This is a genomic window from Caulobacter sp. FW305-C-30-S16 (genome assembly GCF_058783025.1).
The window spans coordinates 293,540-313,422 of the sequence record NZ_JBYSYH010000002.1 but is presented as its reverse complement, the minus strand read 5'-3'; the positions used below and the strand labels follow the sequence as shown (position 1 = coordinate 313,422).

Genomic DNA, 19,883 nt, shown 5'->3' with positions numbered 1-19,883 from the left:
ACAGGAGTGTCCGACCGCCGGGCGACGCGGTCAATCAACCGATCAGCGACGGGCGCGGATCTTCGGGCTGGGAGGATCGCTGAGGAATTGGCCCACCAGGCCGAGCTTGGCGTTGCAGGCCGGGCAGCGGACTTCCTGGTCTTCGGGCTCGGCGCCGGTCAGCACCACCGCGGCGCCGCAGGGCTTGCACTTCCAGCGCGACTCCTTCGCCGGCGGCGGGGGCGGCGCCTTGGGGGCCGGTGGGAACTTCAGGCTGAGAATGGGCCTGCGGGGCGCGTCGGTCATGAGGTCACAGAAGTCACGGCTGAAGGCGGCTCGCTACCACGAACCGGGCTCAGCCTTGTGACAGGATCGCGATCGCCGCGAAAGACGGCGCCCGATCAGGCGGCCGTCTTGAGCCCTGCCTTCGGCGCGGGGTTGGAGAAGACCATCGCCGAGTCGTTCACGGAACCGAACTTCAGCGCCATCAGGTCACGGGCGTAGTTCTGGTGCAGCTTCCACGGGGCCTTCGAGCCCTGCCGCGGGAACTTGCCGATCGTCCGCTGGACGTAGCCCGACGAGAAGTCGAGCCACGGCTCTTCCTGGATCGACGGATCGGTCCGGCGCGGCGTCGCCTGGCGTTGCCCGGTGCGGCTCATGTGGTTGAGCAGACGGGTGACGTACTCGCAGGTCAGGTCGCACTTCAGCGTCCAGGACGCGTTGGTGTAGCCGAACGAGGAGGCCATGTTCGGCACGTCGCTGTACATCATGCCCTTGTAGCTCAGGGTCTTCGCGGGCTCGATGACCTGGCCGTCGACGACCAGTTCCAGACCGTTGAACACTTCGAGGTTCAGCCCCGTGGCGGTGACGATGACGTCGGCCTCCAGCTCCGCGCCGGACTTCAGCTTCAGGCCCTTGCCGGTGAAGCTCTCGATGTGGTCGGTGACCACCGAGGCCTTGCCGGTCTTGAGGGCGTCAAACAGGTCGGCGTCCGGCACCAGGCAGAGGCGCTGGTCCCAGGGATTGTAGGTCGGCGTGAAATGGGTCGCGACGTCGTAGTCGGGGCCCATCTGTTCCCGGACCATCCCGACCAGACGCTCCTTGGTCTTCTCCGGGTTCTTCCGCGCCAGATTGTAGAACACCATGTTGAGCAGCACGTTCTTCCAGCGCGTCACGCCATAGGCGGCCATCGGCGACAGCTTCGTGCGCAGCCAGTTGGCGATGGAGTCCTCGGCCGGGCGCGAAACCACATAGGTCGGCGAGCGCTGCAGCATGGTCACGTGGCCGGCCGCCTTGGCCATTTCCGGGACCAGCGTCACCGCGGTCGCGCCGCTGCCGATCACCACGACCTTCTTGCCCGTATAGTCGAGGTCCTGCGGCCACTTCTGGGGATGGACGATGGCGCCCTTGAAGCTGTCCATGCCGGTCCAGTCGGGCGTGTAGCCCTCGACGTAGCTGTAGTAGCCGCCGCACAGGAACAGGAAGTTGCAGGTGAATTCGAGGGCCTCGCCGCCCTTGTCGACCTCGACCGTCCAGGTCGCCGTCCCGGTCGACCAGCTGGCGCGTTTGACCATGCAGCCGTAGCGGATGTGCTTGTCGATGCCGTAGTGGGCGGCGGTGTCCTTGACGTATTTCAGGATCGAGGGGCCGTCGGCGATGGCCTTGGCGTTCGTCCAGGGGCGGAACGAATAGCCCAGGGTGTACATGTCCGAGTCCGAGCGGATGCCGGGATAGCGGAACAGGTCCCAGGTGCCGCCCATCGTGTCGCGGCCTTCGAGGATCACATAGGTCCGGTCCGGCGACTTGTCCTGCAGATGATAGCCCGCGCCCACGCCCGAAAGGCCCGCGCCGATGATCACCACGTCGAAATGCTCGGTCGCCATGTGCGCCTGAATCCTGTGCCGGAAGATGCTTGTGCCCCAGCGTCATACTGCCGTTCGAACGACTGTTTGTCTTGTTCAAACTGATCAGCGTTTACATCATCCGGGTCACCCGGCCGTTGGCGCGACGCGCGGACTGTGGTCGGATCGCCGCAACAAGAAAAGCGGGAGCGGCGGCATGAACCAGGACGACTATCAGGCGCAGGACGCCACGGGCCTCGCGGCCCTGATCGCGGGCAAACAGGTCAGCGCCGCCGAGGTGCTCGACGCCGCCATCGCGCGAATGGAGCAGGTCAATCCGACCCTCAACGCCGTGATCCTCGATCTGACCGATCAGGCCCGGGCGCAGCTGAAGCAGGGAACGCCCGCCGGCCCGCTCGGCGGGGTGCCCTGGCTGATCAAGGACATCGGCGCCCTGGTCGCCGGAACCCCGACCACCAGCGGCTCGCGCCTGATGAAGGACGCGGTCGCGCCCGCCGACAGCGCCATCGTCACCCAGTACCGCGAGGCAGGCCTGGTGATCTTCGGCAAGACCAACACCCCCGAGTTCGGCCTGGAGCCGGTGACCGAGCCGGAATTCTTTGGTCCCACGCTCAATCCCTGGGATCTGACCCGCACGCCGGGGGGCTCGTCGGGCGGGGCCGGCGCGGCGGTGGCAGGCGGCATCGTCCCGGCCGCACACGCCAGCGACGGCGGTGGGTCGATCCGCACGCCCGCCGCCTGCTGCGGCCTGTTCGGCATGAAGCCCTCGCGGGGCCGGGTCTCTTCCGCTCCCGCGGGTGAAGGCTGGGGCGGCGCCTCGGTGCAGCATGCCGTCACGCGGTCGGTGCGCGACAGCGCCCTGCTGCTGGACGTGATCTGCGCGCCGCAGCCGGGCGATCCGTATTTCCTCGCCCCGCCCGCGACGCCCTTCGTCGAGGAGGTTCGGCGCGATCCGGGCAAGCTGCGCATCGGCGTCATCTCCGGCGCGCTCGACGGCGGGTCGATCGACCCGGAATGCAGCGCCGCGGTGGCCGATGTGGCCAGGCTCTGCGAGTCGCTCGGCCATTCGGTCGATGAGGTCGCGCTCGGCCTGGACTTCGACGCGATCCGCGACGCCGCCGGCGGGGTGATCGCCGCGAGCGTCCACGCCACCCTCGAGATGGTCACCGCCCAGCGCGGGCGCCCGCTGGAGGACGGCGAGGTCGACCTCATCACCCGGGCCATGGCCTCGCGCGGCGCGCGGGTGACCGGCGCAGCCTATGTGCAGGGTATGCAGACGCTACACGCCGCCGGACGAGCGGTGGCGGCGATCCATGAGCGGTTCGACGTCCTGCTCAGCTCGACCCTCGGCTCTCCGCCGATCCCGAAGGGCTCCCTGCGTGGCGACCCTCTGGATTTGGGCGGCTATGGCCCGCGCCTGTTCGCCTTCATGCCCAACACCCAGCTGTTCAACGTCACCGGCCAGCCGGCGATGACCGTGCCCCTGGCCTGGAGCAAGGCGGGCTTGCCGATCGGTATCCAGTTCGTCGCGCCCATGGGCGACGAGGCGACCCTGTTCCGGCTGGCGGGCCAGCTTGAACAGGCGCGGCCCTGGGCGGACCGGCGAGCGCCGTTCGGGGGGTGACTTCCACACACTGTCATCCCGGCCGAAGCGAAGCGCAGAGCCGGGACCCAGATTCGAGCTCAAGCACGCAGGGTGGGATTCAATCTGGGTCCCGGATCGCCCCTTCGGGCCGTCCGGGATGACAGTCGGAGTTGGCTAGCGCAGTCCCCAGCCCACTCGCGCGGCCTCGATGCGCTCAAGTTTGGCCGCCAGCGGGGTCCAGTCGTCGCGCTCGGCGATGGCGGCCCAGAGCGCCTCGACCTCATCCACCAGAAGCTCCTCGGGTTCAGCGCCGGCGAAGAACGGATGCGCCAGGCGCTCGGGCCGGTCGGCCTCGAACCCGGCCAGCAACGCGCGGAACGCCTTGAAGGCCTCGCCGTCGTAGAGACCGGCCCGCGGCCCGGCGAGCGCCCGGCCCTCGTCGCCGCAGAACCAGTCGAAGAAGAACGGCTCCCAGCGCAGGGCCTCGCCGCCCTCGGCCAGGGCGCGGAAGGCGGCGTTGACCAGGTCGATGTCGGCCTCGCCGCCCTGCCCCTTCAGCCCCAGCCGCGCCAGCATGGCCGCCCGCAGCTCATCGCGGTAGGCCGGGGCGAACCCGTTCAGCGCGGCGATCAGCGCGTCCGACTCCGCGACCAGTGACAGGCATCCCGCCAGTTGCTGCAGATTCCAGAACGCCGCCTCCGGCTGGCGGCCGAAGCTGTAGAGGCCGGTCTCGTCGAAATAGGCGGCGGTGAAGTTCGGATCATTGCGCGGCAGGAACCGCCAGGGGCCGTAGTCGAAGCTCTCGCCGGTCACCACCATGTTGTCGGTGTTGAGCACGCCATGGACGAAGCCGGCGCTCATCCAGCGGGCGGCCAGCCGTGCGGTGCGGCCGACGATCGCCTCCAGCAGGGCGACAGGCCGATCTGACGCACCCGTCAGTTCCGGAAAATAGGCGTCGATGCAGTGCTCGACGAGGAGGCCGACATTGTCGGCGCGCTGGAAGAAGGCCTGCCGCTGAAAGGTGCCGAAGCGCATGTGGCTGTGCGACAGCCGCACCATCACCGCCGAGCGCGTCGGGCTGGGCTCGTCGTTGCGCTCCAGATCTTCGCCGGTCTCGATCAGGGAGAAGCAGCGGCTGGTCGGCACGCCGAGCGCCTCCAGCAGCGTCGCCGCCAGGATCTCCCGCATCCCGCCCTTCAGGGTCAGCCGGCCGTCGCCGCGCCGCGACCAGGGCGTCTGGCCGGAGCCTTTGGTCGCCAGGTCCAGCAGTCTGTCGCCGCCCGCCTCGCGCAACTGCGCGAACAGGAACCCGCGCCCGTCGCCGAGATCGGGGTTGTAGTTGCGGAACTGGTGGCCGTGATAGCGCATGGCCAGCGGCCCGGGCTGGTTGTCCGGCAACGGCGCGAACCGGCCGAAATGGCTGATCCACTCCGCATCGGTCAGCGCGCCTAGACCCACCGTTTCGGCCGCCCGCTGGTTGCGGTGGCGCAGGATCGTCTGCGGAAAGTCCGCCGCCGCGACCGGGTCGGAAAACTCCGGGCCAAGCTGCATGAACTTCGGATCAGGGCGGTAGTCAGGGGAAACGGGCATGCTTCGCAGATGACCGTCGAAACCGGTGGGCGCAAGTCCGGTTTAGATTGGGACCCATCGGGCCACATGGTAGTTTGTCGCCATGACACGCCGGTTTACGCTCGATTTCCTGAAGACCGAAGCTGCTTCCGGTCTGGTTCTGGCCGCTGCTGCGCTCGCCGCGATCCTGCTGGCCAATTCGCCCTGGCGGGAGGCCTATTTCGGCTTCGTGAAGTCGCCCTTCACCCTGCAGTTCGGCAGCTGGGAAGAGACCAAGTCGGTCCTGAAGTGGACCAAGGACGGCCTGATGGCCGTGTTCTTCTTCGTCGTCGGGCTGGAGATCAAATACGAGATTCTCAGGGGAGAGCTGTCCAGTCCGCGCAAGCTGGCTACGCCGGTGCTCGCGGCGCTCGGCGGGATGGTGGTCCCGGCGCTCATCTTCCTCGCCTTCAATCTCGGCGACGGCGGGGAGCTGCGCGGCTGGCCGATCCCGACGGCGACCGACATCGCCTTCGCCCTGGCGGCGCTGGCCATCGCCGCGCCCCGGTTGCCCGCCTCGCTGAGGGTGTTCCTGCTGACCCTGGCCATCGCCGACGACCTTGGCGCGGTGCTGCTGATCGCGGTGCTGTTCAGCGCCGAGATCGACCTGGCGGCCCTGGCGGGCGCCGGCGTCGGGCTGGCGCTTCTGGCCTGGTTCGGGCGCTGGAAGGGCGATCCGACGCTGCTCTTCGCCCTGGTCTTCCTCGGCGTCTGGGCGCTCACCCTGATTTCGGGCGTCAACACCTCGCTGGCCGGCGTCGCCGCGGCCCTGACCGTTCCGGTCGCCGGCCATCGGCCCGGCGAGGAGGGGCAGCTGAAGCGGTACATGGAAGCGCTCCATCCCTACGTGGCCTACGCCGTGCTGCCCTTCTTCGCCTTCGTGGCCGCCGGCTTCGCGTTTGACGCCTTCCCGGCGGGCGGCCTGCTCGCCCCGCTGCCGCTCGGGATCGTCGCCGGGCTGGTGATCGGCAAGCCGCTCGGCGTGCTCGGCGCCACGGCCCTCGCCTGCGCGCTGAAGCTGGGACACCGGCCGAGCGGATCGACCTGGCTGCAGATTCTCGGGGTTTCCATGCTCTGCGGCGTCGGGTTCACCATGAGCCTGTTCATCGGCGGCCTGGCCTTCCACGACGGCGCGGCGGCCTCGCAGGTGCAGCTCGGCGTCATCGCCGGCTCAGTGCTTTCCGTCCTCGCGGGCGCCATCACACTGCGTCTCGCCCAGCCTCCTGTGCCAAAAATGGCGAACGCCGATTTTTGACACCTGTGCTGTTACATAAGCGACACGAAACGGGCATTTCCCCTTATTTGTAAGGGATTGACGCTTGCGCAGGTTTCACCACACACCGTAGGTGAACGCCGTCAACTTTGACGGAGCCGTCAGGCTCTCAAGTGTCAGTAATCCGCGCTGCTCCTCCCCGAGCGCGCCAAGAACTTCAGGACAGGAAATGCGCTTTTCACAGTTGCTTCGCGCGTCGGCTTCGGCCGCCGTGCTCTCGGCGGTCATCTCTGGCGCCGCCTACGCCCAGGAGGCCGAAGACGCCTCGACCGTCGACGCCATCATCGTCACCGCCACCAAGCGTGAGCAGAGCCTTCAGGACGTGCCGGTCGTGGTGACCGCCGTCAGCGGCCAGCTGATGCAGGACGCGGGCGTCAAGGACATCAAGGATCTGACGATCCTGACCCCGGGCCTCACCGTCACCTCGACTTCGAACGAAACCGTCACCACCGCCCGCATCCGCGGCGTGGGCACCGTCGGCGACAACCCCGGCCTGGAATCCTCGGTCGGCGTCGTGATCGACGGCGTCTACCGCCCCCGCAACGGCGTCTCGTTCGGCGACCTCGGCGAACTGCAGCGCGTCGAAGTGCTGAAGGGTCCGCAGGGCACGCTGTTCGGCAAGAACACCTCGGCCGGCGTCATCAACATCCTGTCGGTCGCTCCGTCGTTCAACTTCGGCGCCCAGGGTGAAATCACCGTCGGCGACTACGGCGCGCAGGGCGTGTCCGGCTCGGTCACCGGCCCGATCACGGCGGACGACAGCGTCGCCGGCCGCCTGTTCTTCGCCACGCGCAAGCGCGACGGCTACCTCGACGTCGTCACCGGTTCGGGCGGCCCGCGCTCGCAGGACGACGATGTGAACCAGGACTTCTGGACCATTCGTGGCCAGCTGCTCGCGGTTCCCACCGACTCCCTGACGTTCCGGATCATCGGCGACTACACCGCCCGTGACGAATCCTGCTGCCTGGCCACCCAGCTGCAGGTCGGCAACGCCGTCAACTCGCGCGCCGCCTTCATCAACCAGGTCCGCGCCGGCTCGATCGACGTCTCGGAATCGCCGTTCGACCGTCAGGCCTACGCCAACCGCGACACCGGCCAGTACATCGTCGACACGGGCTTCTCGCTGCAGGCCGACTGGGACATCAATGACGACGTCACGCTGACCTCGATCACCGCCTGGCGCAACTGGCGGGCCGAGACCGGTCAGGACTCCGACTTCACCGGCGCGGACATCGCCTACCGCCCGAACGACGGCAAGAACTTCACCGAGTTCGGCCAGATCTCGCAGGAAGTCCGGCTCGCCGGCACGACCGAGCGCTTCGACTGGCTGGTCGGCGCCTTCTACGCCAAGGAAGACCTCGAATCCCGTTCGGTGCTGAACTACGGCTCGGACTTCTACGCCTACTTCGACACCCGCGTTCTCGGCGGCGCGCCTGGCCTGATCGGCCTGCTCCCCGGCACCATCCACCAGGCCGGCAACGGCTCGGATGACCGCTACGACCAGACCGACACGACCTTCGCCCTGTTCACCGACAACACCTGGTCGGTTACGGACGCGCTGAAGCTGACCATGGGTCTGCGCTTCTCGAGCAGCGAAAAGTCGCTGACCACGCGCTACTCCACCACCGGTGCCTCGTGCGACCAGGCGGAGAGCTTCTACGGTGCGTTCGTGGGCGCCGTCGGCGTCGCCGGCGCGCGCTCGATCGTCGGCGGTCTGTGCCTCAACGCCCAGAACAACGACTTCGACGGGCTCGGCACGTTCAAGCAGAACAGCGCCGAGGAAGAACTGACCGGCACGGTCAAGCTGTCGTACAAGATCTCGGACGACATCATGACCTACGCGTCGTTCGCGCGGGGCTACAAGTCGGGCGGCTTCAACCTCGACCGTTCGAGCCGCGCGCGGATCACCCCGCTCGGTTCGCCGCTGCCGTTCAACACGGCCGTCAACTGCGCCGTGGCGACCGGCTGCCTGGACTTCGCGGTCCTGAGCAACACCAGCTTCGCCCCGGAGTTCGCGGACTCCTACGAACTCGGCGTGAAGACCAAGTGGTTCAACAACTCGCTGCTGCTGAACGCGACCGTCTTCTACCAGGAGTTCACCGACTTCCAGCTGAACACCTTCGTCGGCACCGCCTTCATCGTCGAGTCGATCCCCGAGCTGACGTCCAAGGGCGTCGACGCGGACTTCGTCTGGTTCACCCCGGTGGACGGCCTGGCCGTGCAGGGCGGCGTGACCTACGCCGAGACCCAGTTCGGCGAGTTCACGGCCGCTGACCTCAGCGACCCGACCCGCTTCAACGGCGTCTTCCGCCTGCCGGGCGCCCAGGCGGCTTTCGCGCCGCGCTGGTCCTCGTCCGTGGCGGCGACGTACGAGCGTGACCTGACCGAGTCGCTGGTGTTCCGCACCAACATCTCGGCCAAGTACTCCTCGCGTTACAACACCGGCTCCGACCTGCACCCCGTCAAGGAACAGGAAGGCTTCACCCTGGTGAACGCGCGCGTCGGCATCGGCTCGACGGACGAGCGCTGGACGGTCGAACTGTGGTCGAACAACCTGTTCGACCAGGACTACCTGCAGGTGGCCTTCAACGGTCCGTTCCAGGTGGACACGTCCAACCCGTACAGCCTGACGGCCGACAACAACATCTCGACCTACGACACCTTCCTGGGCGCGCCCCGGACGGTGGGCCTGACCCTGCGCGGCAAGTTCTAGCCCTCGCAGACATCGCTGAAATAGCGAAGGGCGGCTCGGGGAAACCCGGGCCGCCCTTTTCTTTGGCTGCAAGGTGCGTCCTTCGAGACGCGAGCCTGAGGGATCGGTCCTCAGGATGACGCAGAGGGTTGGGCGTCATCCCCGTTCGTCATGGTGAGGAGCGGGCCCTCAGGCCCGCGTCTCGAACCACGCAATCACCCCAGCGCCGCCTTCAACGCCGCCGCCGTTTCCTCGATCGCCGGGACCACGCCCGGGCAGATGGCGGACAGGGTGTAGAAGTCGTGGACGAAGGTCGGGTACTCGATGTGCCGGGCCGTCCCGCCGGCCTTGTTGAGCGCCTCGGCGTAGGCCTTGCCCTCGTCCTTCAACGGATCGAAGCCGGCGGTGACCACCAGCGCCGGCGGCAGGCCCGACAGGTCGGTGGCGTTGACCGGCTCGGCCCGCTTCGCCTGCGGATGCGCGCCCGCGCCGTAGTGGTTGCCGAACCACTCCATCACCTCGGCGGTCAGGACGTAGCCCGTGGCCAGCGCGCGGCGCGAGGGCGTGTCGAGGGTCATGGCCGTGGCGGGATAGAGCAGCAGCTGGAACGCCAGCTTGCGACCGGCGTCACCACGCATCTCCAGCGCCATGCAGGCCGACAGATTGCCGCCGGCGGAGTCGCCGCCGACCGCGATGCGGGCCGGGTCGAAGCCGATCTCGGCGGCATGATCGAACGCCCAGCGGGTCGCGGCCAGCGCGTCGTCGTGGGCCGCCGGGAACGGGTGCTCTGGTGCGAGGCGGTAGTCCACCGACAGCACCCGCACGCCCGAGGCCTTGCAAAGCCGGCGCAGGAAATCGTCGTGGGTGTCGAGGTTGCCGATGACGAAGCCGCCGCCGTGGAAATAGACCAGCCCCGGCCCCGCGCCTGTCGCGCCCTGCGGCTTGTAGAGACGCGCCTTCAGCGGGCCGTCGGCGCCGGCGACGTCCAGATTGCGGACATCGAGATCCTTCGGCGCGCCCATGTCGAGGCCCGAACGCTGGGCGATGTAGCCGGCGCGGACCATCTCGGCGGGCAACTGGGCCAGCGGCGGCATCTGGATCGCCGCGGCGGCGTCGAGCATCGCGCGGAAAGCTTGATCGAGCATGGGGTCAGTCCTGAACAGAGATGACGCCTTCGCCGGCCGGCGTGGCGTAGAGGGCCTGGACCAGGGCGTCGCGGCGTTCCAGCGTGGCCCGCTGGTTGACGTAGCCCTTGTCGGTGATTTCGCCGGCGTCGATCGACGGCGGCTCGGTCATGATCACGAACTTGCCGACCCGGCGGGAGGAGCCGCCGGCCGTGGCGTTGAAGGCGGCCAGCCTGGTCTTGAGGATCTCGGCCAGCTTTTCGATCGGCGTTCCGGGACCGCTGTCGGCGGCGAGCGCCTGCATGCCGGCCATCGAGGGCCAGAACAGCGCGCCGATGAACGGCTTGTCCTGGCCGGCGATCACCGCGTCCATCACATAGGGGCTGGCGGCACCGACGAGGTCGGGCCGCAGCGTGCCGACGCTGACCCAGGTGCCGCTGTCGAGCTTGAAGTCCTCGGTCACGCGACCGTCGAAGATCATGCCCTGCGACGGGTCGTTGTCGTCGACGAACTTCGCCGCGTCGCCGAGCTTGTAGAAGCCCTCCTCGTCGAAGGCGGCGGCGGTCTTTTCCGGATCGTCGTGATAGCCGGTGGTGACGGTGGGGCCCTTGACCCGGACCTCCATCTTGGTCCCGTTCGGCACCAGCTTGATGGTCACGCCCGGCACCGGCAGGCCGACCAGGCCGACCCGCTCGGTGGCCCAGTGGGTGACCGTGACGCCCTGGGTTTCGGTCGCGCCGTACATGGTGGTCAGCGGGATGCGGTGACCGGTCTCGGCCACGGCCAGGGCCTGCAGCCGGTCATTGACGTCATTCGACAGCGTCGCCCCGCCATAGCCCATGTAGCGCAGGTTCTTGAAGAAGGACGCGCGCAAGACGGGGTCGCGCTCCATGGCTTCAGCCAGCATGCCGAAGGCGATCGGCGCCGAGCCGAACACGATCGGGGAGACCTCGTAGAGGTTCCTGATCGTCGTATCGAACATGCCGGGGATCGGCTTGCCCTCGTCGAGGTGGACCGTGCCGCCCGACCAGAGCACGCCGTTGAAGCCGATGTTGCCGGCGCTGATATGGCTCCAGGGCATCCATTCGAGGCTCTGGGGGACGACGTCCGGATCCGCGTCCTCGGCGCGCAGCCCCTCGCCGCCGGCGATGGTCGCCGACATCATGCCGAAGGTCTGGGGCACGCCCTTGGGCATGCCGGTCGAGCCGGAGGTGAACAGGTACTTGGCCACGGTCGCATGACCGAGGGTTTCGCGCGCGACCTCGACCGCGGCCGTCGGCGCCGTGCCGGTCAGGTTCGACAGCGCAATGGCGCCCTCGCCCGTTCCGTCCGCCGTGACGAACACCAGGTTCGGCATCGCCGCCCGGAGGGTGTTGAAGGCGTTCTGGAACATGTCGCCGGACTGGGCGAACACCACGCGCGGCTTCACCACGGCGGCGCAGTGCTTGAGCTTGCCGTGGTCGCTGGAGATCAGGCTGTAGGCCGGGCTGATCGGCGCCACCGGCACGCCGGCGGTGTAGCAGCCGAGCGTCACCAGCGCGTGCTCGATGGAGTTGGACGACAGCACCATGACGCTGTCGGCGCCGGTCAGGCCGTGGTCCAGCAGCCACTGGGCGATGCCCTCGGCGGCCTTCAGCGCCTCGCCGTAGGTGATCTGGCGCCAGGGGCCGTGCCCCGGTTCGCGCTGCTTCATCCAGGGGCGGTCCGGGTGCGCCTGCGCCTTGTCCTTCAGCAGGTGGGCGATCGAGCGGGGCCCCTCGCCCGGCGCATGGTTCGACCAGATCAGCACCGACCCGTCGGCGCGGCGCTCGACCGACACGTCCGGTCCCTTCTGGGGCAACGGTTTGAAGGCCGGCTTCGCGGGAGCCGCGGCAGCCGTGGCCGCACCGTCAGCGGGGGTCATGAGCGTTTCCTGGAGCGTTTGTTATCGTTGTTCCCTTGAGACTATTCCTGCCCCTAGGGGAGTCAAACGCCTGTTGGGATCAGGGGGCGGCCCGGCCCACCGCGGGCGCCTTCGGGGCGAAGCTGACCCGGCCGATCTCGCGAATATCGCCGTCTCCGACCTTGCCCTCGACCAGCTCATAGCCGAGCAGGGCGAACACCCGGCCATAGAGGAAGATCGGCCGGGCGTTGCCATACCAGTCCGAGCAGGAGGCGATGCAGGCGTCATCCTCGAAGCCCTCCGCCGAAGCGGTCAGTTCGCCCAGCGGCGACAGCCGACGTTCCTTGCGCCTCAGGAACAGCATCGCCGCGGAATTCTGGAACAGCTGGTTGTAGGCCGCCCGCCCCGGACGGGCGACCGGCAGGCCCAGAAGGCCGGAGTCACCCTGGGGCGAGGCCACATCCGGGCTGTAGAAGAAACCGTGACTGCGGGTCTCGCCCTCGGAGGCGGCGGGATGCAGGTAGCGGTCGCCCAGACGAGGCGGCGCGCCAGCGTCCAGTTCGATAGCGGAAAAGATGAGGTTTTGCCGACCATCGCCCCCGACGACGATGGCGTCGCGCCCGGTGATCTCGATGCGGTCTACCGCCTGGGGCAGCGCCAGCCGCGTTATGTCGCCGCCGGTGAGCGGCACGGCCCAGACGGAGGCCGCCGTCACCCCCTGCGGGGCCCAGCCGTTGCCGGCGCCGTAGAGCAGATAGGCGCCGACGTAGCGGTTGGTCAGGCTGGCGTCGTCGTCGGCAAGAGCCGGCAGAATCCGGTAGCGGGACTTTTCGACCTCCGCCATGCCGTCGCCGAATCCGGAGAGCGGCACGCGTACGAGCGCCAGGGCGCCCTCGGCGAAATCCGACCGCCACATGCCATCGCCGCCTCCTTCGGACTGGACCAGCACGTTGAGGACGCCGTCACGCCGGTCTTCGCGGAAGGAGAACTGGTTGACCGGTCCGCCGCGCACGCCGACGGCGCCCGGCAGCTCGTCGCGGTCGAAGGGAAGACGATAGATCTGCGACTCCGGACCGGCGTCATCGCGGTCGGACCATCGGTCGCCGACCCACAGATAGACCGCTGAACTGGAGACGTAGAAGCTGCGCGACTCCGGGCCCAGCACGCCCATCGCCGAGCAGCGCAGGGTCGGGGCGGTGAGGTTGCAGGTGGTGACGCTGTGCAGGGTGTCGACCGACTCCGGGTCGCGGCGGGAATCCGGAGCGATGTAGATCTTCTGGGCCTGGGCGATGCGCTGGAAGCGCTCCTCCGACTGGCCCGCCACCCGTTTGCGGATCGCCGGCATCACGTCGAGCGGGTTGGTGTTCCAGTAGAGCGGCAGCGGCGCGTAGAACACCAGGTTCCGGCCGATCAGGCGCGAGGCGTAGTTGTCCGAGGAATAGTAGTCGTCCGACCGCAGGTAGTAGGTGTCGGCATAGGTCAGCCTGCCCTCCGGCGATATGCGGAAGCGGTTCAGCTCCGTGCCCGGCCCCTCGTAGTTGTAGCCGATCACCACGACCCACCCGTCGGCGACGAGCATTTCGTCGTACCAGCCGTCGCCGTCCCCGCCGGGCGGGAAGGCGTTGATCTGGTCGACCGCCTTCATGCCGCCGCCCGCCACCGAGACGGTGAACAGCCTGCCGCGCCGGAGGACCACCAGGATATCGCCCTGGACCTTCACGATGCCGCCTTCGTCGACGTCGACTTCCTGGGTGTTGGTGATCGACGGCGAGGCGAGCCGTGAACCGGTGACGACAATCGACTCGGAGACAGCGCCGGCGATGGCGGGGGTCGAAATCGATGGCGAGGGCAGGGATGGCGGCGCCATCATGACCGGCGGCGGCGGGGGTGGCGGTGGCGGTGGCGCAACGCCCGCTAATATCGCGGGTTGTTCCCGGCCCTGACTGCGCTTGAGGAACCGGATCAGTTCGCCTTCAGAGCGGAAGGCGTAGAGCTTCGCGCCCGCGCCGGCGTAGCTCGGCGACGCAGCGGAGGTCGCCGCCAGCAACATCAGCGTGACCGCCGCGATCAGCCTGCGAACCCGGCGCGCCGCGCCCGTCGTTTTTCTGATCGTCATGGCTTTCCCCGGAGCGTTCCCGTCGACGATCCTCCGCGCAGAAAAAGGCCCGCTTGTGGCCTTTCTCAAAGCCCCTTCAGCCACCCCAGCAGCAGATCCGTCACAGCTTCCGGCGCTTCCTGCTGCGTCCAGTGGCCGATGCCGGGCAGGACGTGGGCGCCTTGCAGGTTCGGCAGGTGGGGCTTCATGAAGTCGAGCGGGTTCACGCCCGGAATCATCTTCAGCACCAGGTCGCGGTCGCCGCCGATGAAGAAGCTGGGCTGCTCGATCCTGCGGTCCTTGAACTGCTGCAGCCAGTCGAAGTCCCGCTCGTGATTGCGGTAGCGGCTGAGCGGCCCGAAGAAGCCCGAGCGGTGGAATTCGGCGGTGAAATAGTCCTCGTCCTCAATCGTCAGCCAGGCCGGGAAAGGATCGGGGTCCGGCAGCCGGTCGAGCAGGCGCTCGCCGTGCGGCTTGTCGACCGGCCAGGTTCCGTCAGGCGCGTCGCCGCTGATGGCATAGTAGAACTTGCGGATCGCCGCGCGCGGATCGCTGCCCAGCTCGGCCTCGGCCGGACCGACGTCCTGGAAATAGACCTGGTAGAAGAACCGGCCGCGGTCAGTGAAGGCGGCCTTGATCACGTCCATGAACTGCACCGCCGGCACGCCGGTGTAAGGCACCGACAGCCCGGCCACCGCCCGCACCCGGTCCGGCCGCGTCAGGGCCGTGTTCCAGACGATGGGCGCGCCCCAGTCGTGACCGATGAGCACGGCCTTGTCGTTCGGCGACAGGTGCTCGATCACCCCGGCGACGTCGGCGGTGATCTGCTGGAGGCTGTAGTCCTCGACCCGGCCGGGCTTGTCCGAGCCGCCATAGCCGCGCACGTCGATGGCGCAGACGGTGAAGCCGGCGGCGGCGATCGGCGCGATCTGGTGACGCCAGCTGTACCAGCTCTCCGGGAACCCGTGGACCAGCACCACCAGCGGCCCGGCGCCCTGCACGACCGCGCGCAGATTGATCCCGTTGGTCGGGATGGTGGTGAAGTCTGTCATGGCGTTTCCCCGTCTTTCCGCCAGCCGATCATGCCGGACGCTGGGTCAGGCAACCCTGCGGTGGGCCTGCAACGATCAGAACGGCCAGGCGGCGGAGCGCCCTCACCCCACCAACCGCTCCCGACCCTTCCAGAACGGCTCGCGCAGTTCCCGCCGGAGCACCTTCCCGGACGGGTTCCTCGGCAGCGCGTCAACGAAGTCGATGGACTTGGGGGCCTTGTAGCCGGCGATCTTCGTCCGGGCGTGAGCGATGATCTCGTCGGGGGTGGCGGTGGCGCCGGCCTTGAGGACGACGATGCCCTTGACCGCCTCGCCCCACTTGTCGTCCGGCACGCCGATCACCGCGGCGTCGGCCACGGCGGGGTGGCTGAACAGGGCGTTCTCGACCTCGGCCGGATAGACGTTCTCGCCGCCGCTGACGATCATGTCCTTCACCCGGTCGTAGATGTAGAGGTAGCCCTCGTCGTCGAAGTAGCCGGCGTCGCCGCTGGAGAACCATCCCTCCGGGCAGACGGCCTCGGCCGTCGCATCGGGCCGGTTCCAGTAGCCCTTCATCACGCCCTTGGCGCGGATCTGGATCTCGCCGACCTCGCCGGTCTTGCCCGCCTCGCCGGTCGGGGTCAGGACCCGCACCTCGAAGCCCGGCCAGGGCTTGCCGCAGGAGCGCAGCTTGTCCCGCTCGGGCGTGTGGTCCTCGGGCGGCAGGAAGGTCGCGCCGCCGATCGTCTCGGTCAGGCCGTAGAGCTGGGTGAAGTCGCAGCCGAAGCGGGCCTGGGCCTGGCGCAGCACCGACTCCGAAATCGGCGAGGCGCCGTAGAAGATGCGCTCCAGCTTGCTGAAGTCGGCGGTCTCCACGCCCGGCGTCTGAAGCAGCATGTTGATGATCGTCGGGGCCAGGAAGGCGTAGGCGACCTGCTTGTCCTGCAGCCGGGCGATGATCTCGACCGGATTCACCTCGCGGGTCAGGATGTTGCGGACGCCCTGCAGCAGGGCGAGCAGGCCGCAGTTGGTGCCCGCCACGTGGAACAGCGGCATGACCACGAGGTTGGTCTTCTCCGCCTCGTACTTCGCCCAGCCGGCCTCGAGCGCCAGCGCGAACAGGGTGAGGAAGTTGGTCTGGGTCAGCTGCACGCCCTTGGGCAGGCCGGTCGTGCCCGAGGTGTAGAGCTGGATCACGTCGTCGTCGGGCTGGATGGCGAGCCTGGGGTCGCTCGCGTCGTGACTGCCGATCCAGTCTCGGAAGGCCGGCCAGCGGAGGTGGCCGGGCTCGAACTGCACCAGGCCCTTGATGTCCGGCAGGTCGCCGATGATCATGTCGACCACGCCGCCCAGATCCTCGCCGACGACGAGCAGCCTGGCCCGCGCATCCTTCAGGATGAAGGCGATCTCCGGCGGGGCCAGCCGCCAGTTGACCGGCGCGAGCGTCACCCGCGCCTTGATGCAGCCGAACCAGAGCACGAAGAAGTCGTCGATGTTCTTCGCCAGCACGCCTACCCGGTCACCGGGCTTGAGCCCCTGGGCCAGCAGCGCCTGGGCGCACTGGTTCGAGGCGCGGTCCAGCTCGCCGAAGGTGGTCACCCGGCCCTCGAACCAGATGGCCTCCGCGTTTGGCCGCAAGCGGGCCTGAACACGGGTGACGTCGGCCACGGACTGGATGTCGGCGAGTAGGGTCATGCTGCTTCCTCATAGGCCGCTGCCTCTGTCGGGCGCTGGCGGGACAAGCATGCACAGGATTCCCCAAAGCAAAAGGGCCGCCGGTGCGATCCGGCGACCCTTCGCTCGTCCTGGTGCGTCCTTCGAGACGCTCGCTTGAGGCTCGCTCCTCAGGATGACGATGAGGGGTTGGCTTCAACCCTGTTCGTCATGGTGAGGAGCGGACCCTCAGGTCCGCGTCTCGAACCACGCAACGCCTACTCAGCCGCTTGCGGCGGGGCGTAACCGAGCATGGCCTTGGTTTCGAGGAACTCGTGGAAACCGTAGTCGCCCCACTCGCGCCCGTTGCCGCTCATCTTGTAGCCGCCGAAGGGAGCCATCAGGTCCCCGCCGCCGCCGTTGATGCTGACCTGACCGGCGCGCAGCTTCGACGCCACTTCGCGGATCTTGGTCACGTCCGTGCCGCTGACGTAGGCGGCGAGGCCGTATTCGGTGTCGTTGCCGACGGTGACGGCTTCATCGACCGTGTCGTAGCCGATGATCGAGACGACCGGGCCGAAGATCTCTTCCTTGGCGATGGTCATGTCGTTGGTCACGTTGGCGAAGACGGTCGGCTTGACGAAGTAGCCCTTTTCGATGCCGTCCGGACGGCCGACGCCGCCGCTGACCAGGGTCGCGCCCTCGTCGATGCCGGCCTGGATCAGCTTCTGGATCTTGTTGAACTGGACCTCGGAGACCACCGGACCCATCTGGGCGTTGCCCTTGGGGTCGCCGACGGTCGTGGAGTCAGCGGCGGCCTTGGCGATGGCGATCACCTCGTCCATGCGCTTGCCGGGGACCAGCATGCGGGTCGGGGCGTTGCAGGACTGGCCCGAGTTCATCATCACCGAGCGGACGCCGCCGGTGACGGCCGACTGGAAGTCCGCGTCATCGAGGATGATGTTGGGGCTCTTGCCGCCCAGCTCCTGGGCCACGCGCTTGACGGTCGGGGCGGCGTTGCGGGCCACCTCGATGCCGGCGCGGGTCGAGCCGGTGAACGAGACCATGTCGATCTCGGGATGGCTGGAAATGGCCGCGCCGACGGTCGGACCGTCGCCGTTGACCAGGTTGAACACGCCGGCCGGCACGCCGGCGGCATGCAGGATCTCGGCCCAGACGTAGGCGGAGAACGGCGCGATTTCCGACGGCTTGAGCACCATGGTGCAGCCCACGGCCAGGGCCGGGGCGACCTTGCAGGCGATCTGGTTCACCGGCCAGTTCCAGGGGGTGATCATGCCGCAGACGCCGATCGGCTCCTTGACCAGACGGGTCGGGCCGCGATCCTCGACGAACTTGAAGCTCTTCAGGACGCCGATGGCGGTCTGGGTGTGGGCCAGGCCCATGGCCGCCTGGGCGCGCTGCGCCAGCGAGGCGGGGGCGCCCATTTCCTCGGTGATCGCGTCGGCCATGTCGCCGTAGCGCTTCTGGTACTCGACGACGATCCGCTCGAGCAGATCGATGCGTTCCTCGACCGAGGTCAGGGAGAAGGTGGCGAATGCCTTGCGGGCGGCCTTGGCGGCCTGGTCGACATGCTCGGCCGTGCCCAGCGAGATCTTGCCGCAGACCTCTTCATTGGCCGGGTTGATGACGTCGAGCGTCTTGACGCCCGTGGGCTGGACCCATTGGCCGTCGATGTAGAACTTCGTGTAGTCGCGCATCACGTCTCTCCCTGCGGACCGCCGAGCGGCCTCTTCAAACGTCAGTTTAGTTATCGCGGTTCATGTGGGGAAGGGGTCACGACAGGTCGAGGCTCTGAATCCAGAAGTACAGAGGGATACAGAACGCGAGGATCACCGCTTCGCCGACCAGCGCCCTGCGCCAGGCCCGGGCCCAGTTTTCGCGCGTGCGCGGCTGCAAAAGGCCGGTCTCGGAGTCTCGCTCCTCGGGTCTAGGGTTGAACAGCACCAGCATGAAGAACCACGGCTGCATGCCCAGCGCGCTGCCAATGCCCATGTTCACGTTGAAGACGACGTTCAGCAGAACGGGACCGGCCAGAAACCATGCGAGCGCGCTCCAGCCTGCCCATGCAGGCCAATAGGTGCGGAGCGGCGCCGTATCGGCGGGCCTGTTCGTCATGGCGTCACAGCTGATGCACGTGCGGCTGACCGGCGACCGGGCTGCGGGCCTTGAGCACATAGCCCGCGCGGATCGAGCCAATATACAGGTCCTTCAGGTCCGCCCCGCCCCAGGTGACGTTGGTCGGGTGATTGACGATCTCGCCGGAAGGGTCGTGGACCACGGTCTCGACGACGCCCGACGGACGGATCATCACCACCTTGTTGGCGGCGGGCAGGCAGACCCAGAGGTTGCCGTTGGCGTCCATGCCGACGCCGTCGGTGTAGCCGAGATCGCCCGGATGATGCTCTGCGGCGGCTTCGGCCTGGACCTGTGTCGCGTCGACCAGCCGGCCCAGCACCGGGCCGTAGCGTTCGCCCGGGCCCAGCTTGCCGCCGGGCAGGATCTCGAAGCGCAGCACGTCCGCGCCGCTCGTCTGGGCGCAGAACAGGTAGCGGTCGTCCGCCGACAAGGCCGTCCCGTTCGGGAACTTCAGACCCTCGGCGACGATCTCGCTCGAGCCATCCGGCCGCAGCACGAAGATGAAGCCGTCGGTGCGGCCGTCCAGCGCCTGGGGCCAAGTCTCGGCGTGGGTGGAGTTGGCGCACCAGATGTTGCCGGCCCGGTCGAGTACCGGATAGTTGGCGCTGGTCAGCCGCTTGCCGCCGACCTCCGCGACCAGGGTCTCGTGCTTGCCGGTGGCCGGGTCGAACCGCTGCAGCGGCCCCTCTTCCTTGTCGTAGATGCCGAAATTGGCGATCAGCACCCGGCCCTGCAGGTCCATGTTGATGCCGTTCGGCGCGCCGCCCTTCGGTCCCATGCGGGTGAAGCTGCCGTCGGGATGAATCTCGGCCACGGCGCACTGGTGGTCGGAGGCGAACACCCGGCCGTCCTTGCCGACAACCACATCCTCCGGCCGGTCAATGCCGACAGCGATCTTGCTGAAGTCTTCGGGCCTCATCCAATCGGGCATCTGCGCCTCCC

General features: G+C 68.1%; 14 protein-coding genes. 3 read left to right on the top strand and 11 right to left on the bottom strand.

The features are described 5' to 3' along the window. Positions 1–42: 42 nt before the first annotated feature. Together AC3WJT_RS08495 and AC3WJT_RS08490 are read right to left on the bottom strand one after the other, a co-directional pair. Positions 43–285 (bottom strand): hypothetical protein, encoded by a 243-nt coding sequence (locus AC3WJT_RS08495; protein WP_492342675.1) that lies wholly within the window; start codon positions 283–285, stop codon positions 43–45. Positions 286–380: 95 nt separating this feature from the next. Then, entirely contained in the window at positions 381–1,862 is a 1,482-nt protein-coding gene (locus AC3WJT_RS08490; RefSeq protein ID WP_492342674.1) for a flavin-containing monooxygenase, read from the bottom strand. 175 nt (positions 1,863–2,037) lie between these two features. Between AC3WJT_RS08490 and AC3WJT_RS08485 the strand changes: the two genes are divergently transcribed. Further along, positions 2,038–3,465: an amidase gene (locus AC3WJT_RS08485; RefSeq protein ID WP_492342673.1), complete on the top strand. Its 1,428-nt coding sequence runs from the start codon at positions 2,038–2,040 to the stop codon at positions 3,463–3,465. A 135-nt stretch (positions 3,466–3,600) separates the two neighbouring features. On the opposite strand, the gene AC3WJT_RS08480 is transcribed toward AC3WJT_RS08485, so the two are convergent. Then, complete coding sequence (locus tag AC3WJT_RS08480) at positions 3,601–5,016, bottom strand: protein adenylyltransferase SelO (protein ID WP_492342672.1); 1,416 nt, start codon at positions 5,014–5,016, stop codon at positions 3,601–3,603. An 82-nt stretch (positions 5,017–5,098) separates the two neighbouring features. On the opposite strand from AC3WJT_RS08480, the gene nhaA reads away from it, so the two are divergent. Together nhaA and AC3WJT_RS08470 are read left to right on the top strand one after the other, a co-directional pair. Then, the gene (nhaA, locus tag AC3WJT_RS08475; RefSeq protein ID WP_492342671.1) at positions 5,099–6,289 is read left to right on the top strand and encodes a Na+/H+ antiporter NhaA; all 1,191 of its coding nucleotides are present in this window, start codon (positions 5,099–5,101) and stop codon (positions 6,287–6,289) included. Positions 6,290–6,476: 187 nt separating this feature from the next. Beyond that, positions 6,477–9,020, top strand: coding sequence for a TonB-dependent receptor (locus AC3WJT_RS08470; protein WP_492342670.1), 2,544 nt, complete (start codon positions 6,477–6,479; stop codon positions 9,018–9,020). 194 nt (positions 9,021–9,214) lie between these two features. Here the strand turns inward: AC3WJT_RS08470 and AC3WJT_RS08465 are convergent, their stop codons facing one another. From AC3WJT_RS08465 to AC3WJT_RS08430, 8 genes are all read right to left on the bottom strand, one after another. After that, positions 9,215–10,144, bottom strand: a complete 930-nt coding sequence (locus AC3WJT_RS08465) for an alpha/beta hydrolase (protein WP_492342669.1) — start codon at positions 10,142–10,144, stop codon at positions 9,215–9,217. Positions 10,145–10,148: 4 nt separating this feature from the next. Continuing rightward, positions 10,149–12,026 (bottom strand): AMP-binding protein, encoded by a 1,878-nt coding sequence (locus AC3WJT_RS08460; RefSeq protein ID WP_492342668.1) that lies wholly within the window; start codon positions 12,024–12,026, stop codon positions 10,149–10,151. Positions 12,027–12,105: 79 nt separating this feature from the next. Next, positions 12,106–14,121 carry a beta-propeller domain-containing protein gene (locus AC3WJT_RS08455; protein WP_492342667.1) on the bottom strand — a complete coding sequence of 672 codons (2,016 nt, stop codon included), beginning with the start codon at positions 14,119–14,121 and terminating at the stop codon, positions 12,106–12,108. A 65-nt stretch (positions 14,122–14,186) separates the two neighbouring features. After that, positions 14,187–15,152: an alpha/beta fold hydrolase gene (locus tag AC3WJT_RS08450; RefSeq protein ID WP_492342666.1), complete on the bottom strand. Its 966-nt coding sequence runs from the start codon at positions 15,150–15,152 to the stop codon at positions 14,187–14,189. A gap of 102 nt (positions 15,153–15,254) precedes the next feature. Beyond that, positions 15,255–16,826 carry a long-chain-fatty-acid--CoA ligase gene (locus tag AC3WJT_RS08445; RefSeq protein WP_492342665.1) on the bottom strand — a complete coding sequence of 524 codons (1,572 nt, stop codon included), beginning with the start codon at positions 16,824–16,826 and terminating at the stop codon, positions 15,255–15,257. Positions 16,827–17,062: 236 nt separating this feature from the next. Beyond that, on the bottom strand, positions 17,063–18,502 hold the full coding sequence (locus AC3WJT_RS08440; RefSeq protein ID WP_492342664.1) for an aldehyde dehydrogenase family protein: 1,440 nt from the start codon (positions 18,500–18,502) through the stop codon (positions 17,063–17,065). Between the two features lie 76 nt (positions 18,503–18,578). Then, on the bottom strand, positions 18,579–18,920 hold the full coding sequence (locus AC3WJT_RS08435) for a hypothetical protein (RefSeq protein WP_492342663.1): 342 nt from the start codon (positions 18,918–18,920) through the stop codon (positions 18,579–18,581). A gap of 4 nt (positions 18,921–18,924) precedes the next feature. Next, positions 18,925–19,872 carry an SMP-30/gluconolactonase/LRE family protein gene (locus tag AC3WJT_RS08430; RefSeq protein WP_492342662.1) on the bottom strand — a complete coding sequence of 316 codons (948 nt, stop codon included), beginning with the start codon at positions 19,870–19,872 and terminating at the stop codon, positions 18,925–18,927. Positions 19,873–19,883 lie beyond the last annotated feature (11 nt).